General features: G+C 48.0%; 12 protein-coding genes. All 12 read left to right on the top strand.

Features of this window, described 5'->3' with window-relative positions; all coding sequences use genetic code 11:
* The 12 genes from N5E87_RS18650 (at window position 1) to N5E87_RS18595 (ending at window position 14254) form a co-directional block, all read left to right on the top strand.
* On the top strand, window positions 1–930 hold the full coding sequence (locus N5E87_RS18650; RefSeq protein ID WP_086902244.1) for an AAA family ATPase: 930 nt from the start codon (window positions 1–3) through the stop codon (window positions 928–930).
* Window positions 927–2252, top strand: coding sequence for a tetratricopeptide repeat protein (locus N5E87_RS18645; RefSeq protein ID WP_279775678.1), 1326 nt, complete (start codon window positions 927–929; stop codon window positions 2250–2252). The genes N5E87_RS18650 and N5E87_RS18645 overlap by 4 nt, the downstream gene beginning before the upstream one ends.
* Complete coding sequence (locus N5E87_RS18640) at window positions 2249–4009, top strand: GspE/PulE family protein (RefSeq protein ID WP_279775677.1); 1761 nt, start codon at window positions 2249–2251, stop codon at window positions 4007–4009. The genes N5E87_RS18645 and N5E87_RS18640 overlap by 4 nt, the downstream gene beginning before the upstream one ends.
* 2 nt (window positions 4010–4011) lie before the next feature.
* A complete protein-coding gene (locus tag N5E87_RS18635) occupies window positions 4012–5232 on the top strand; it encodes a type II secretion system F family protein (RefSeq protein WP_220053986.1) in 1221 nt (406 codons plus the stop codon).
* Between the two features lie 38 nt (window positions 5233–5270).
* Window positions 5271–5765 (top strand): MSHA biogenesis protein MshF, encoded by a 495-nt coding sequence (locus tag N5E87_RS18630; RefSeq protein ID WP_279775676.1) that lies wholly within the window; start codon window positions 5271–5273, stop codon window positions 5763–5765.
* Window positions 5766–5841: 76 nt separating this feature from the next.
* Entirely contained in the window at window positions 5842–6459 is a 618-nt protein-coding gene (locus N5E87_RS18625; RefSeq protein ID WP_126512030.1) for a prepilin-type N-terminal cleavage/methylation domain-containing protein, read from the top strand.
* Window positions 6460–6543: 84 nt separating this feature from the next.
* Window positions 6544–7071: a type II secretion system protein gene (locus tag N5E87_RS18620; RefSeq protein WP_089066854.1), complete on the top strand. Its 528-nt coding sequence runs from the start codon at window positions 6544–6546 to the stop codon at window positions 7069–7071.
* Window positions 7072–7286: 215 nt separating this feature from the next.
* Window positions 7287–7775 (top strand): prepilin-type N-terminal cleavage/methylation domain-containing protein, encoded by a 489-nt coding sequence (locus tag N5E87_RS18615; protein WP_088210042.1) that lies wholly within the window; start codon window positions 7287–7289, stop codon window positions 7773–7775.
* Window positions 7765–8319, top strand: a complete 555-nt coding sequence (locus tag N5E87_RS18610) for a type II secretion system protein (RefSeq protein WP_279775675.1) — start codon at window positions 7765–7767, stop codon at window positions 8317–8319. Before N5E87_RS18615 ends, N5E87_RS18610 begins: the two co-directional genes overlap by 11 nt.
* The gene (locus tag N5E87_RS18605; protein ID WP_279775673.1) at window positions 8319–9167 is read left to right on the top strand and encodes a type II secretion system protein; all 849 of its coding nucleotides are present in this window, start codon (window positions 8319–8321) and stop codon (window positions 9165–9167) included. Before N5E87_RS18610 ends, N5E87_RS18605 begins: the two co-directional genes overlap by 1 nt.
* Window positions 9157–9612 (top strand): MSHA biogenesis protein MshP, encoded by a 456-nt coding sequence (locus tag N5E87_RS18600; protein WP_279775672.1) that lies wholly within the window; start codon window positions 9157–9159, stop codon window positions 9610–9612. Before N5E87_RS18605 ends, N5E87_RS18600 begins: the two co-directional genes overlap by 11 nt.
* A gap of 10 nt (window positions 9613–9622) precedes the next feature.
* Window positions 9623–14254 carry a DUF6701 domain-containing protein gene (locus tag N5E87_RS18595; RefSeq protein ID WP_279775869.1) on the top strand — a complete coding sequence of 1544 codons (4632 nt, stop codon included), beginning with the start codon at window positions 9623–9625 and terminating at the stop codon, window positions 14252–14254.
* Window positions 14255–14304: the final 50 nt, after the last annotated feature.

Below are 14304 nucleotides of genomic sequence, written 5' to 3'. Positions count from 1 at the left end.
ATGTATTTGAAGCACTTTGGACTCAGTCAAACGCCATTTTCGTTAACACCTAATACCGGATTTTTTTTCGGGTTATCCCCGCACGTAGAGGCGCTGCAAGTGTTGCAGACCGCCCTACAAACCGGGGAGGGTTTTATCAAAGTCACTGGCGAAGTGGGCACGGGCAAAACCTTAATCTGCCGTAAGTTGATTAATGAGCTGCCGCAGGGTTTCCATTGTGCATATCTTCCTAATCCTTATCTCACCCCCGCCGAGCTGCGCTGGGCGGTGGCAAATGAACTTGGATTAAAATACACCAGCGAAATCGATCAGCAGCAACTTACCGGACTTATCCAGCAGCAATTACTTGCTCTGAGTGCCCATGGTCACGCCATTGTATTAGTGCTCGACGAAGCGCAGGCTTTACCCGATGAGAGCCTAGAAGCGCTGCGACTGTTTACCAATCTTGAAACCGAAAGCCGTAAGTTGCTGCAAGTGGTGCTATTTGGTCAGCCTGAGTTGGACGAGCGATTAAAGCGTCAAGCCTTTAGACAACTGCGGCAGCGCATCACCTTTAGCTACAGTCTGCGGCCGTTAACCTGGGATGAAACCGATGCCTACATTCGCTATCGCTTAGCGGTGGCAGGCTATGCGGGACAAGCCTTATTTGGCCCTAAACTTACCCGTAAGATCGCCGAGGCATCACGTGGCATTCCAAGATTGATCAACATTTTAGCCCATAAGGCCTTGATGCTCAGTTTCGGCGAAGGCGCAACTCAGGTGCGTATGGCCCACATTAAGGGCGCGATACAGGATACCGAAGATGCTAGTCGCGGCTCACAAAGGTGGCCAGCGTATATGGCGATCGCACTGATAGCATGTGCAGCGGCAATTGGGGCATTACTGCTCTCTGGCGTTAACCTGCAACAATTGTGGGGAGGCGTCGCATGAGCGTGATCAACAAGATGCTGCAAGATCTCGAAAAGCGCCAGCAGGGCCATGCTCTCAGCAATGTTGCTGTGCATCAGGCGCAGTATTTAGGGCGCCCCAATCCATCACGCAAATGGTTAGTAATCAGCTTAGTGTCGCTGCTGGTGGGCGGCTTATCGGTCTATGCTTTTCAGGCGAGTTACGGCGTAAAGAGCGTCGTGGATGACAGTGTAAATCCTGTGGCGAGTGCGCAAACTCAGCCGGATAACGTCAGCCCAAAGACAAATACGAGTCCTCTGGAAACAGAAACGACTAAATCAACAGATACGACGACACCAACTGAGCCAACTGCAGAGATGGCGCAAGTGAGTCCGCCGTCAACAGCAGCTCCTGCAAAGGAGATCTCTGCGTCAGCAGAATCTGCCCCAAGTGTGGCTCAATCTTCCCGTGTCAACGCGGCGGCCGTTGAGGCAATGAGTGAACAGACAACTGTGTCGATTGCTGCAAGCCCCTCAACTGATACGCCTAATAAGGCTGCATTAACCCAAGAGTCGGTGCAAACACAGGCTGAGTCACAACAGGTTGCGGTTAAAGCAAATCAAGCAGACGTTAACGCAAATCAGAGCGAAGTAAAAATAACTCAAACTGAGACCAAGGCGAGTGATCCCGTCGTGCCTGCTGCGACTCAAGCTTCGAGCCAGGCTTCAAGCCAAGCTTCGGCTCAGGCAGCGGGGAAAATGGCGATAAGAGAAGTGAAGTTATCCCCAAGCCAACTCGCGCAAAAGCAGTTAGTGTTGGCGGCGGATGCCGAAAAGCAGGGGCAGCTGGTTAAGGCGATGGATTACTACGCTAAAGCACTCAAGCTCGACCCAAGCTTGCACGAGTCGCGCAAACAACTGGCGGCGCTGCATTATGGTCAAGGCGAGCTGGCGCAAGCGGCCGAAGTGTTGGCGCAGGGGCGATTGCTTTATCCGCAAGAGTTTGAATTTGCTTTACTATTGGCAAGGGTGCAACATGCTATGGGCGAGACAGATTCGGCTCTTGCTAGCCTTGCTCAAATCCCCGATAGCCATAGCTTGGCGAGGCAAAAGTGGTTAGCGCAGACGGATTTGGCCCAAAAACAAGGGCAATATCCGTTAGTTGAACAGGCTTACCGTAAGTTATTGCAGCAGGAGCCACAGCAGGGGAAATGGTGGATGGGATTAGCCTATGCCCTCGATTCACAGCAACAATTCGGCCCCGCCAGTCAGGCCTATCGCACCGCCTTAAGTTATTCAGGCCTGTCGACCCAAGCCACGGCTTTTATTGAACAACGTTTACAACAACTAGGAGATAGCCAATGAAACCCAGATTAAAGATGCGTTTGGGCGATCTGTTAGTTCAAGAATCGATTATTACTGAAGAGCAGCTACAACAAGCTTTGGGAGAGCAGCGCAAGACTGGGCATAAGCTCGGCCGCACCCTGATTGAGTTGCGCTCTATTACCGAAACCCAACTGTTGCAATTTTTGTCGCAGCAGCTCAATCTGCCGCTGCTGGATATCAGCAAACGCCCCATCCCCGCCGAAGTGGTGAACCTTATCCCCGAGGTGCAAGCGCGGCGTTTTCGCGCCCTCGCGGTGGAAGATCGGGGTGATACGGTATTAGTGGCCATGAGCGACCCGGCGGACTTGCAGGCGCTCGACCATTTAGAAATTTTAATCGCACCGAAAAAGCTCAGTGTTGCGGTCGCCCCCGAACAGCAATTACTGCAAGCCTTCGATAACCTGTATCGTCGCACTGACCAGATCGCGCAAATTGCCGGTAAGCTCGAAGAGGAATATGCCGCAGATCAAATGTTTGATCTGGCGAGCCTGACCTCAAGCGATAGCGATAATGAAACCACAGTCGTTAAGCTGCTGCAGTCGATTTTTGAAGATGCGGTGCAAATGCGCGCCTCGGATATTCATATTGAGCCTGGCGAAAAAGCCCTGCGGATCCGCCAACGTATCGATGGCCAGTTACACGAGACCATTCTAAACGAAGTCAATATCGCGGCGGCCTTAGTCTTGCGTCTTAAGCTTATGGCTGGGCTAGATATTTCTGAAAAACGTCTGCCGCAGGACGGGCGTTTCCATATGGAAATTAAGGGCCACAAGATTGACGTGCGTATGTCGACTATGCCGATTTACCACGGCGAATCTGTGGTAATGCGTCTACTCGACCAATCCGCAGGCCTGTTGACCTTAAATGAGACAGGGATGCCGCCGCATATTTTGGCGCGTATCCGTAAGCAGATTAAACGTCCCCACGGCATGTTGCTGGTGACTGGGCCTACGGGTAGCGGTAAAACCACTACCTTGTATGGCATCCTAAGTGAGCTCAATACTGCGGATCGCAAAATCATCACGGTAGAAGATCCGGTCGAATACCAATTGCCAAGGATCAACCAAGTTCAAGTTAACCATAAGATTGGACTCGATTTTTCGAACGTGCTGCGCACCACTTTGCGTCAAGACCCGGACATTATCATGGTCGGTGAGATGCGTGACCAAGAAACGGTGGAGATTGGTCTTCGGGGCGCACTTACGGGTCACTTTGTGTTGTCCACCTTGCACACTAACGATGCGGTGACCAGCGCGCTACGTTTGCTCGATATGGGCGCGGCCAGTTACTTAGTGGCGAGTGCGCTAAGGGTGATTATTGCCCAGCGCCTAGTGCGCCGCGTGTGCCATAACTGCGGGGTTGAATATCAGCCTACGGCGCAGGAAAAAGCCTGGCTAAATAGTGTGAGTCGTCAGGACTTTTCATCGGCTAAGTTCCGCATTGGCACTGGCTGCCAAAGCTGTAACGGCAGTGGTTATCGCGGCCGTATTGGTATTTTTGAGATCCTCGAATTGGATGAAAAGATGATCGATGCGATGCGTACCGGTAACCCACAGGATTTTGCCCGTGCAGCCCTGCAAAGCCCTAACTTTACCCCGCTTGCCGAGTCGGCACTGCAATATTTGAGCGAAGGCATGACGACTATTGAAGAGGTGGCTAAGCTTGTTGAGGATGTGAGTGAGTCGCAGGTGCCACTCTCGCGGGATATAATCAGTCAGCAAGGCGTTGAGGCGTAATTATGCCGGTTTATCAATACCGTGGACGCAGTGGACAAGGTCAGGCCGTAACGGGTCAGCTCGATGCTGCCTCCGAGGGCGCCGCGGCCGATATGCTGTTAGCCCGTGGCATTATCCCGTTAGAAGTCAAAGTCGCTAAAGAAGCTAAGTCCTTTACCTTGGCGCAGTTGTTTAAGCGCAAAGTCGGCTTGGATGAACTGCAAATTTTTACCCGGCAAATGTACTCGTTAACGCGCTCGGGGATCCCTATCCTGCGCGCCATTGCAGGTTTATCCGAAACCGCCCACTCCCAACGAATGAAAGATGCGCTGAATGATATTTCAGAGCAGTTAACCGCGGGGCGCCCATTGTCATCGGCCATGAATCAACATCCAGATGTGTTTGATTCTCTGTTTGTTTCTATGGTGCACGTGGGGGAAAACACCGGTAAGTTAGAGGACGCTTTTATTCAGCTCTCGGGTTATATCGAGCGTGAGCAGGAAACTCGCCGCCGAATTAAAGCCGCGATGCGTTATCCCATATTTGTATTGATTGCTATCGCGCTGGCTATGGTGATTTTAAATATCATGGTGATCCCGAAATTCGCCGAGATGTTTGCCCGTTTCGGTGCCGACTTGCCTTGGGCGACTAAGGTGTTAATCGGCACATCAAACCTGTTTGTAAACTACTGGCCCCTGATGCTGATAATACTGCTCGGGACCATTATTGGGATCCGTTACTGGCACCATACGGAAAAAGGCGAAAAACAATGGGACCAGTGGAAGTTACACATTCCCGCCGTGGGTTCGATTATTGAGCGCTCGACCCTCTCCCGTTATTGCCGCAGTTTTTCGATGATGTTGAGCGCGGGTGTGCCGATGACGCAGGCGCTCAGTCTGGTGGCCGATGCGGTGGATAATGCATATATGCACGACAAAATTGTCGGGATGCGCCGTGGTATTGAGTCTGGCGAATCTATGCTGAGGGTGTCGAACCAGAGTAAATTGTTCACGCCACTGGTGTTGCAAATGGTCGCGGTAGGCGAAGAAACCGGACAAATTGATCAACTGTTAAACGATGCTGCCGATTTTTACGAAGGTGAGGTCGATTACGATCTTAAAAATCTCACCGCTAAGTTAGAGCCGATTTTGATCGGGATCGTAGCTGTGATTGTATTGATTTTAGCGCTGGGTATTTACCTGCCGATGTGGGACATGCTCAACGTGGTTAAAGGCGGGAAGTAATGCCGAGTCGAGAATTTAACTCAATTAGGATCAAATAGATGCAGAGCCAGCAGAAGGCCGAAAGCGATCTATTACGTGTGTATGGGCGGCTCGTTAGCTTGACCTTGATCTTGATTATTCTCGCGGTGATTGGCTTTAAATATTTTGCGACTATGCCACAACTTGCCGCCCGCAGTGTGGAGCTCGAACATACGCGCTTCTTAAATGTGTTGGCTATGGTGCGTTCCCAATGGTTATCCCTTGGCAAACCGCAACAAATGAGACTAGATTGGGAAGTATTTAACGAGCAAAGCGCAAATAATGATCAAACTTCTGTGCTCATGAGTGTGCAGGGTTGGCCACAACCGAGTCATCTTGATGACCAAAGTTGTCAGCTATTATGGCAACAATTAATGGGTCAAGAGGCTGGGGATGAATCCCTTACCGGCTCGTATTTTACTAAGGATAATAGCTGCCGTTATCGCTCAAAAAATGGGGACAGTATCGGTTATCAACTAAACTCTGGCAGGGTCATTTTTTTGACGTCTTCCTAAAATATTGTTAAGTAACGGGCTTTTTTAAACTGATTTAGCTGTTAGAATGGACTTTCATCAAGATAGGGAGAGACGAATGAAGACTAAGCAAGATGGTTTTTCATTGATTGAACTGGTCATAGTGATCGTAATTTTAGGTCTGTTGGCCGCCACCGCGATCCCTCGTTTTTTAAATGTTACCGATGATGCTGAAGATGCCAGTGTGGACGGAGTCGCGGGTGGTTTATCCACCGCAGTGAGTTTTGTGCGTTCACAATGGGAAGTCGATGGTCGCCAAAATAGCAGTGTGATCTTAGATGGTACTTCAGTGTCCCTCGATCCACGTTTTGGTTATCCTACGGGCACCTCTGGTACCGATGCGACGGCGATGACCGATGCAAGCTGTCAGCAGGTATTTAATACTGTGTTGCAAAGTGCGCCGCGTAACGTGCTTTATTCGCAAGATGCGCGTAATCAACGTTATACAGTGCGCGTTATCGATGGTGCCGGTGGCAGTTCAAATTCGATTAGCGGAACAGCCGTAACGGGTCTCGATTTATGTGTTTATCACCAAGTGGCTTCACTGGTGCTAAACCAAACCACAGGTGTACCGACTCCAGCGCCAGATTTATCGACTACGGGTGCTAAAGGGGTGGTTTATAACCCTGGTACGGGCAAAGTATTAAGTTTCACTCAAACACCATTTACGCCTTAATTAAATGTTTTAATTGGTTTATCTTTTAGGTAGTTTATTTTTAACTGACTAAGTTACTTGGTTCTCAAATAAGGGTAGTTTTATATGAAAAGACAACAAGGTTTTACCTTAATCGAATTAGTGGTTGTTATTATTATTTTAGGGATTTTGGCTGTCACAGCAGCGCCTAAGTTTATTAATCTGCAAGGCGATGCTCGATTGTCTGCTTTAAATGGAATGAAGGCAGCAATTCAAGGCGCTAATACATTGGTTTACTCTAAAGCTGCTTTGGACGGTAAAGAGAAATCATCTTCTTCAACAGTTGCAATTGGTGGCACCTCGGCTTCTCCTATCAATGTTAATATAGCATTTGGTTATCTTAAAGCGACTGAATCAGATTTTGAACTGGCACTAGAAAGTGTATTTGATGCAGGTGCTAATGGTTCTCCAACAGCTACAAATGGTACTGCAGATTGGATTATAAAAGTTACTGCGGGTACCTCCGGTAGCCCAGGTTCTGCTGAAGTTTGGCAAAAAGGTGCTCCTGCGGCTTGTAAGTTCACCTATACCGAAGCAGCTAACGCAACAGCAGCTCCAACTTTCTCTCCATTGCCAGCAGCATCTGCTTGTTAATTTGAGTTATACGAAAAGGCCTGCCTAGCAGGCCTTTTTTTTAGGTCAGCAATCTATTGGATTGTGGGCTGTAATAAAATGAATTTGCTAATTATTTCTTTTGTTTAGGCGAAATATTTGCCTTACGAATCAAGTTGGCAGAAACTGAACCTAGAACCTAGAACCTAGAACCTAGAACCTAGAACCTAGAACCTAGCATCACGGCAAAGCGGACAATGCGTAGATTTTCCAGCGGCAGACAGTTTGGGTTTACCTTAGTCGAACTCGTTACCACGATTATCCTGATTGGGATTCTATCGGTGACGGTATTGCCGCGCTTATTTAGCCAGTCATCCTATAGCGCCTTTAGCCTGCGCAATGAATTTATGGCCGAGCTGCGCCAGGTTCAGCAAAAAGCCTTAAATAATACCGATAGATGTTACCGTGTTGTCGTGTCGGCGACGGGTTATCAGGTGAGTCAGTTTGCCAGTCGCGATAGCACAGGTTGTACGGGCTCGCCATTGTCTCCTAACCCTTTATCCAGCCAAGCTTTTCAAGGTGGCGCGCAGTTAGTGCTTATCAGCAACAATGCCAAGAGCTTTTACCTTGATTTTGATATCAATGGCCGAGCGTCGCTTGCGTGTAATGGGCCATGTATCAATGTGATCGCCAATGACACTGTGGCGATCAATATCTCCAGCGAGGGTTATATTTATGCGAATTAATCCTCCGCTGTTTTCAATCAGTACCTCAATAAAAGTATCTTCAAAAGCCAAGCCACAACAGGGATTTACCTTAATCGAATTAGTGGTTGGCATGTTAGTCATTGCTATCGCTATTGTGATGCTCAGTAGCATGTTATTTCCGCAGGCGGATCGGGCCGCCAAGACCTTGCATCGAGTCAAGAGTGCCGAACTTGCCCACTCGGTGATGAATGAGATTTGGGGCAAGCGTTATGATCAAAATACCAATGCCAATGGTGGTGTGCCTGCTTGCGGGAGTCCATTAGGCAGTAGTTGCTCGGCCGTATTAGGGCCAGAGGCGGGCGAGGGCCGTAACGACTTTAACGATGTGGATGACTATCACGGCTTAACTCAAAACGCCACTATGCTCAATTCCAGCCAAACTTATGCAGAGGCTTATCCCAACTATCAATTAAGTGTCTCTGTCGCCTATGGAACAGCGCCCAATACCAAGTTAGTGACCATTAATGTCACCACCCCAGATAACGAAGTGATCACTTACAATCTGGTGAGGAGCAATTACTAATGGGCGCTTTCTCCAGCACGCGTATGCCTCGTTCAGCACTGGGTTTTACCTTAGTCGAAATGGTCACAGTGATCCTTATCTTAGGCATTCTGGTGGTGGGCGTGAGTAGCTTTATTATTTTCGGCACGCGGATTTTTGTGGAGTCGAGTTCGGTTGATCAAGTGCTAAGCCAGAGTCGTTTTGCTGTGGAGCGTATGACCCGTGACCTGCGCAGCGCCGTGCCTAATAGTGTGCGGCTCAATGGTAATGGCTTAACCTATCAGTGCGTTGAATTTGTCCCGATTGAGACGAGTACCACCTATTTAGCAATGCCGATTGCGCCGAGCACAGCAACGCTAACGGGCACTGTGATTTTAGATAATCTGACCAGTAAGATTGCAGCGAACCAATATGTGTGGATTTATCCTTTAACCGATAGCGATGTATATAACAGCGCGAGACAAAAACGCGCACAGATTAACACCGTTAGCAGCGCCGCAAACCAAGTGACCTTAACCTTTACGGCCAATACGAGGTTTGCCGAAGCCTCTCCGCGGCAGCGGATCTATTTTGCTTCAGCACCTGTGAGTTATTGCTTTGAGAAAGCCTCATCGACCAATGAGTTAACCTTAACGCGTTATACTGGCTATGGGGTGAATGCCAGCCAGCCAACACCTTCGGATATGAGTTCGGGCGTGCTAATGGCACAGAGCGTGGCTAATGTGTTGAGTAATAACGCCGATTTACCGCTGATTTTAACGCCGTCGAGCCTCGTTAATAATGCGATGGTGCATTTACAACCGCGATTTAATGTCAACGGCGAGACATTTCAATATCGACATCAAGTGCAGGTGATTAATGTCCCCTAACTTATTTAGCCTCTCGCGCTCAACATATTGTCAGTGTGCGGCCCATCGCCAAGGTGGCAGCGCCTTAGTCATCGGTATTTTTGTCATTACAGTGATGTTTTTATTGGCCGCAGCCTTAATTAATATTGTTGAAGATGCAGATAGCGGATTAACCCAAGAAGTGTGGGGAACCCGGGCTTTAGCCGCGGCGAACAGCGGTGCCGATGCCGCATTAGCGCAATTATTCCCATTGAATGCGCCTGCCAACGCTACGTCGACTTGTACAAGTGTTTCAAGCAGTTGGACGCCACCCGATGTAGTGGGCTTTCATGCCTGTAGCGTCAGTTTAAGCTGCACATCCTATGCAGTTGGCGCTGTCACTCAATATCGGATCAATAGTAAAGCGGTGTGTGAGAGTGGTGATACCCGTGTAAGCCGTCAAGTAGAGGTAGAAGCCCGTGGTTAGATTGCTAGTGATGTTTATTAGTTTGCTGTTATGCAGTTATTCGACTCAAGCGTTTGAGAGTGTTGACTATAACAAGTATTTTCCTGCGGTGGTTCAGGGACACCATGGAACTGCCAATGGATGCGCTAGCCCTGCTTCAAACTTAACTATCTATCGCGGTTTTATTGATGGAACGGGCGGGCAAAATCTCGCTTATTGCAGCAGCAATAAGGCGGGTAATAGTATGCAGAATAATGTCTGTGATGATGGTGCCGGAGGGGTTCGATATTGTGATATTACGGGTTCTGATATTGCAGGCCTTAATTTGAATTCTCCCGCTAATCAGTTTCAAACGGGTAATGGTTCTGTTGGAATTGGTTATGGTCAATGCCAACCCAGTACCACCTTTGGGGCTGATAATACAACGGAATTTGGTTCAATTATTTTAGATAAAAATGGCTGTCAGCTAGCGTTTTCTGCTAATCACTCTACTTATAAAATTAAAAATCTGATTCTCGATAAATCGACTGTGCTTAATTTATCCGCGGGAGATTATTGGGTTGAGAATTTTACCGTTACTGGTGGTTCACCCAATATTAATATCGCGGGCGATGTACGATTTTTTGTTAAAAATGCCGTTAACATTTCAGGCGCCCTAAAGTTTAATGCATCTGGCGCCGGTGAATTACTGTTTTTGGGGTACAGTAATATCGCTCTAAATACATCTAATATTGATATAAATGCTTATATCTACAGTGATGCAGAAGTCACTATTAATGGCACTAATACCATTTTTGGTCGTATAACCTCTCGTAAATTAACGGTTAATGATGATTCAAAAATTATTGGTGGTTCAAACTTACAATTGAGTTTTGGTAAGGCGACATCTACTTCAGTGGTTTTTGATGAGGCCTTTCCTGCTGGAGTGACTCCCCTCGTATTCTTGATGCCTACCATTTCGAGTTCATCCATTAATGCTGATGGACCTGCTTCGGTTTTCTTGTCGAATGTGAGCAATACAGGTTTTACTTGGTACCAAGCAGAGCCTTCGAGCCAAAACAATCGTTACATTCCATCTTCGCCCATGCCAGAAGTGCATTGGATTGCGGTAACACCGGGTAGCTACACATTATCAAACGGTAAACGTTTTACCGCAGGCACAGTGACGACCAATAGTGCTTTAAACATGTCTTCGTCGGCCTGGGTTAATCAACCTCTTGCTAGTGGATTAACAGTAAGACTCAATCAGTTGCAAACACGCAATAATAATTGCTGGCTAACCAGTATTTCTCAGCCCTATAACGGCGGCATGCAATTAAATTTAGATACTTCTGAAGTGTATTCTGGTTCAGGTAGTAATCGGCGTTGTCAGCCTAGTGGTGTGAATTCACTTAACGATGAGACAATTGCTTATCTTGCCATCGAACCGGGTGTTGGCACTATGGCGCTCGGTGGAGAAAATGTTCGCTATCAATTCGCTAACACCATCACCCATCAATCAGGCACTTCATTAACACAGCAATGTGCTTACACCACGGCGTTAACAGGGTTTGACAATGCTCCAACCTTTGTGGCGGGTAAGTCATCTCGTAATGGTAGTGATGGTGGTTGGTTAAGGCGTTGTACACTGACATCGACACTGGTCAGTGTCGTCAATGACGAAGATACTTATCAAGATACTGACCGGACGCATGTTTCGGAAGATTATGGGTTTATCGCGCTCGAAAAAGTCGCCCCTGTTGAAGAATGTTTTACTGACGATTTTTCCCGTTCTAGCCTTGGAAATGACTGGGCAATAAAAGTATTAGGGAGTTCAACGCCACCAAGTATTGTGGGTAACAGGCTTAGAATTACCCCTGCATTGGGTAACCAAGCGACATCAAGTACCTTCCAGCGGCTATTTCCTGCTGAGGATAACCTAGTCACTGTTGAGTTTGACTATTTTGCTTGGTCTCCATCGTCAGGTACCGGGGGGGATGGTATTGCGGTTATTCTCTCTGATGCATCAGTGACTCCTCAACCGGGTAGTTTTGGTGGCGCCCTAGGGTATGCTCAGCGTAATGATGGTACATCGGGTTTTGCTGGTGGTTGGCTAGGTGTTGGTTTAGATGAATATGGTAACTTTTCGAGCGGTAACGAAGGTAAAGTGGGGGGGCCTGGATTTAGGGCACAATCCATTGCCCTACGTGGTTCCGCCGCATCAAATTACAGTTATTTAGCTGGAACAGCTGCAAATTTAAACCCTGCTATTGATGTGCGAAGTACCCAAACGGCGCAACCTAACCATAAGTATCGAATCAAAATTGATTCAACGATCAATGGGCAAGCGTGGGTCTCCGTTGAACGGGATGTTCGTGATGGAAGAGGCTATCAAGCACTTGTTTCGGCTTTTGATGCAAGGGCAAAAGCTGGCCAGGGTGCGGTACCAGAAGATTTTTATTTGTCATTCACGGGTTCTACTGGGGGAGCAAATAACAACCATGAAATCGATAACTTCAAAGTGTGCGCCATAAAATCACGGCCTGTTGGTCAACAAGTGCATCATTTTGAATTTGATTATTCGAACTCGCCGTTGACCTGTAAAGCTGAAACAATGGCAGTGCGTGCTTGTGCAAATGCTGATTGTAGTCAGTTATTTACCGATCCTGTTGTTGCGCAGTTGTCGTTAAATCCCAATACCAATGGCGCTTGGTATGTAGGTGGAGTAAATACTTCGAGTCTTAGTTTTGTTAATGGCATAGCAACCGCAAGCCTACGTTATAATGTGACAGCTCCGCCAGTGACGATTGGCGTCAGTAGTTCTATTCCATCTACCATTGCTGGAAGCGATACTCTTTGCCGTAAGGGGACTGGTCCTTTAAATACGGCTTCATGTACTTTAGCTTTTGCTGATAGTGGATTTATTTTCGACGTCCCTGATAAATTGGCAAACAAGCCTACTTCCATCAATATTTCTGCAGTAAGAAAGTCAAATTCGAGTTTGGAATGCGTACCAGTATTTGAAAATACGACTAAGAATATTGGTTTTTGGAGTAGCTATATTTCCCCCTCTTCCATCCCAAGCACTTGGCAGCAACCTCTTAGTATTAAAGGGAATGTATCTGGCTCGACAACGACTGCTATCGGCAAAACTGAGGTTTCACGTACCCAAATTCCGTTACAGTTTACTAATGGCGTTGCATCCCTCGAGATAAATTATCCCGATGCCGGACGAGTACAACTTGATGCTAGGTTTGATGGCACGGGTGAAGATGCGGGTCTTTTGATGACTGGCTCAGATCAGTTTGTCAGTGTGCCTGCGGGATTATGCGTCAAACCCGTGGACGCCAGCGCCAGTTGCCCGAGTGCGGATATGAGCTGCAATACTTACCGTAAAGCGGGGCAGAATTTCGGAATGACAGTACAAGCTATGGCTTGGGAAAAGGACGGTGATACGGACTTTTGTTCGGGCAACGTATCTACGCCTAACTTTAGTGACCAAGCCATAAAGCTTGCCAGCAAAGTCGTGGCGCCTAGTATTGCCAGCGGCGGTCATGATGGGGTTTTAGGTGTGACTACCTATAACCATAGCGCGCAAACTAATAATCTTAATACCATAACAAATCAAACGATTAGCGAAGTGGGGGTATTTCAAATCGCGGCGCAGGCGAGCCCTAACTATCTCGGGTCAGCCAGCAGCTTAAATATTCCGATTGGCTATTCAGTCAATATTGGCCGCTTTGTGCCCGATAGATTTTTAGTGGGCGATATTTCCGTCTTACCCGCCTGCGGCAGTTTTAGCTATATGGATCAACCCTTCCCAATGTCGATGAGTCTCAAAGCCTTAAATATCGGCGGCGCGGTGACGCAGAACTATTTCCCACCATTCTCCCTTGCGACCGCCAAATTGGTGGGAGAGAACAATAACAATGGTATCGACTTACAGAGTCGCTTAAGTGCCTTGCCCGTCAACGCGGCGAGTTGGGTTCAAGGTGTGGCGACGGTCGATGGCGCTTACCGCGCTAACTTGAGCCGTGTAACCCCGAATGTGGCGACGAATCAGTATCAAGACGGTCCCTTCGAGCTGCTCGATATTGGTGTACAGTTGATGGATAACGATCCTCGGCCAAATGGACTTTACAGTTATGTGGCCTCGCCCGATATGGATGCAGCAACCACGGGGAATTGCACTAACTGTAATGCCAAGAAAATCACCTCGCAGATCCTGCGCCATGGTCGAGTGGTGATGGACAATACCTATGGCCCTGAGACTGAAATCCTCAAGATGCCGACCCGAGCCGAATATTGGAATGGGGCTAATTGGGTATTAAATGGCGATGATAGTTGTACCATTACCACCTATGGCCTTGCGTCGCAGGTGGATAATGCAGCCTTAGGCTATAACTTTGACCCGGATTTGACCACAGGGCAGAGCATTAATCGCTCGGGCGCTTCATCGGCTTTTCAAGCGGGGCAATTTGATTTGCTGTGGCGAGCAGTGGCCTCCAGCGGCAACTTATATCGCGGCCAAGTAACCGCACCTTTAGATGTACCAACCTGGTTAGAATGGTATTGGAACTGGAATGGGGTCTCCCCAACCAGCTTATCCGATCCCCGTGCGAGTGCATTTTTTGGTCGTTACCGTGGCCATGACAGAATCATCTACTGGCGAGAGGTCAATTAAGGCAGTTTTCAGTTTGATTTTGCTGAATTGGGTTTCTGCTTTGGTGATTG

It is taken from the genome of Shewanella sp. GD03713 (assembly GCF_029843705.1).
Lineage (GTDB): Bacteria > Pseudomonadota > Gammaproteobacteria > Enterobacterales > Shewanellaceae > Shewanella.
This window is presented reverse-complemented; position numbering and strand designations above follow the sequence as displayed.

Coding starts and splice junctions, on each gene's coding strand:
- N5E87_RS18640 (WP_279775677.1), top strand. CDS start 2,249: ATGAAACCCAGATTAAAGATGCGTTTGGGCGATCTGTTAGTTCAAGAA.
- N5E87_RS18595 (WP_279775869.1), top strand. CDS start 9,623: ATGTTTATTAGTTTGCTGTTATGCAGTTATTCGACTCAAGCGTTTGAG.
- N5E87_RS18610 (WP_279775675.1), top strand. CDS start 7,765: ATGCGAATTAATCCTCCGCTGTTTTCAATCAGTACCTCAATAAAAGTA.
- N5E87_RS18630 (WP_279775676.1), top strand. CDS start 5,271: ATGCAGAGCCAGCAGAAGGCCGAAAGCGATCTATTACGTGTGTATGGG.
- N5E87_RS18620 (WP_089066854.1), top strand. CDS start 6,544: ATGAAAAGACAACAAGGTTTTACCTTAATCGAATTAGTGGTTGTTATT.
- N5E87_RS18635 (WP_220053986.1), top strand. CDS start 4,012: ATGCCGGTTTATCAATACCGTGGACGCAGTGGACAAGGTCAGGCCGTA.
- N5E87_RS18605 (WP_279775673.1), top strand. CDS start 8,319: ATGGGCGCTTTCTCCAGCACGCGTATGCCTCGTTCAGCACTGGGTTTT.
- N5E87_RS18650 (WP_086902244.1), top strand. CDS start 1: ATGTATTTGAAGCACTTTGGACTCAGTCAAACGCCATTTTCGTTAACA.
- N5E87_RS18625 (WP_126512030.1), top strand. CDS start 5,842: ATGAAGACTAAGCAAGATGGTTTTTCATTGATTGAACTGGTCATAGTG.
- N5E87_RS18615 (WP_088210042.1), top strand. CDS start 7,287: ATGCGTAGATTTTCCAGCGGCAGACAGTTTGGGTTTACCTTAGTCGAA.
- N5E87_RS18645 (WP_279775678.1), top strand. CDS start 927: ATGAGCGTGATCAACAAGATGCTGCAAGATCTCGAAAAGCGCCAGCAG.
- N5E87_RS18600 (WP_279775672.1), top strand. CDS start 9,157: ATGTCCCCTAACTTATTTAGCCTCTCGCGCTCAACATATTGTCAGTGT.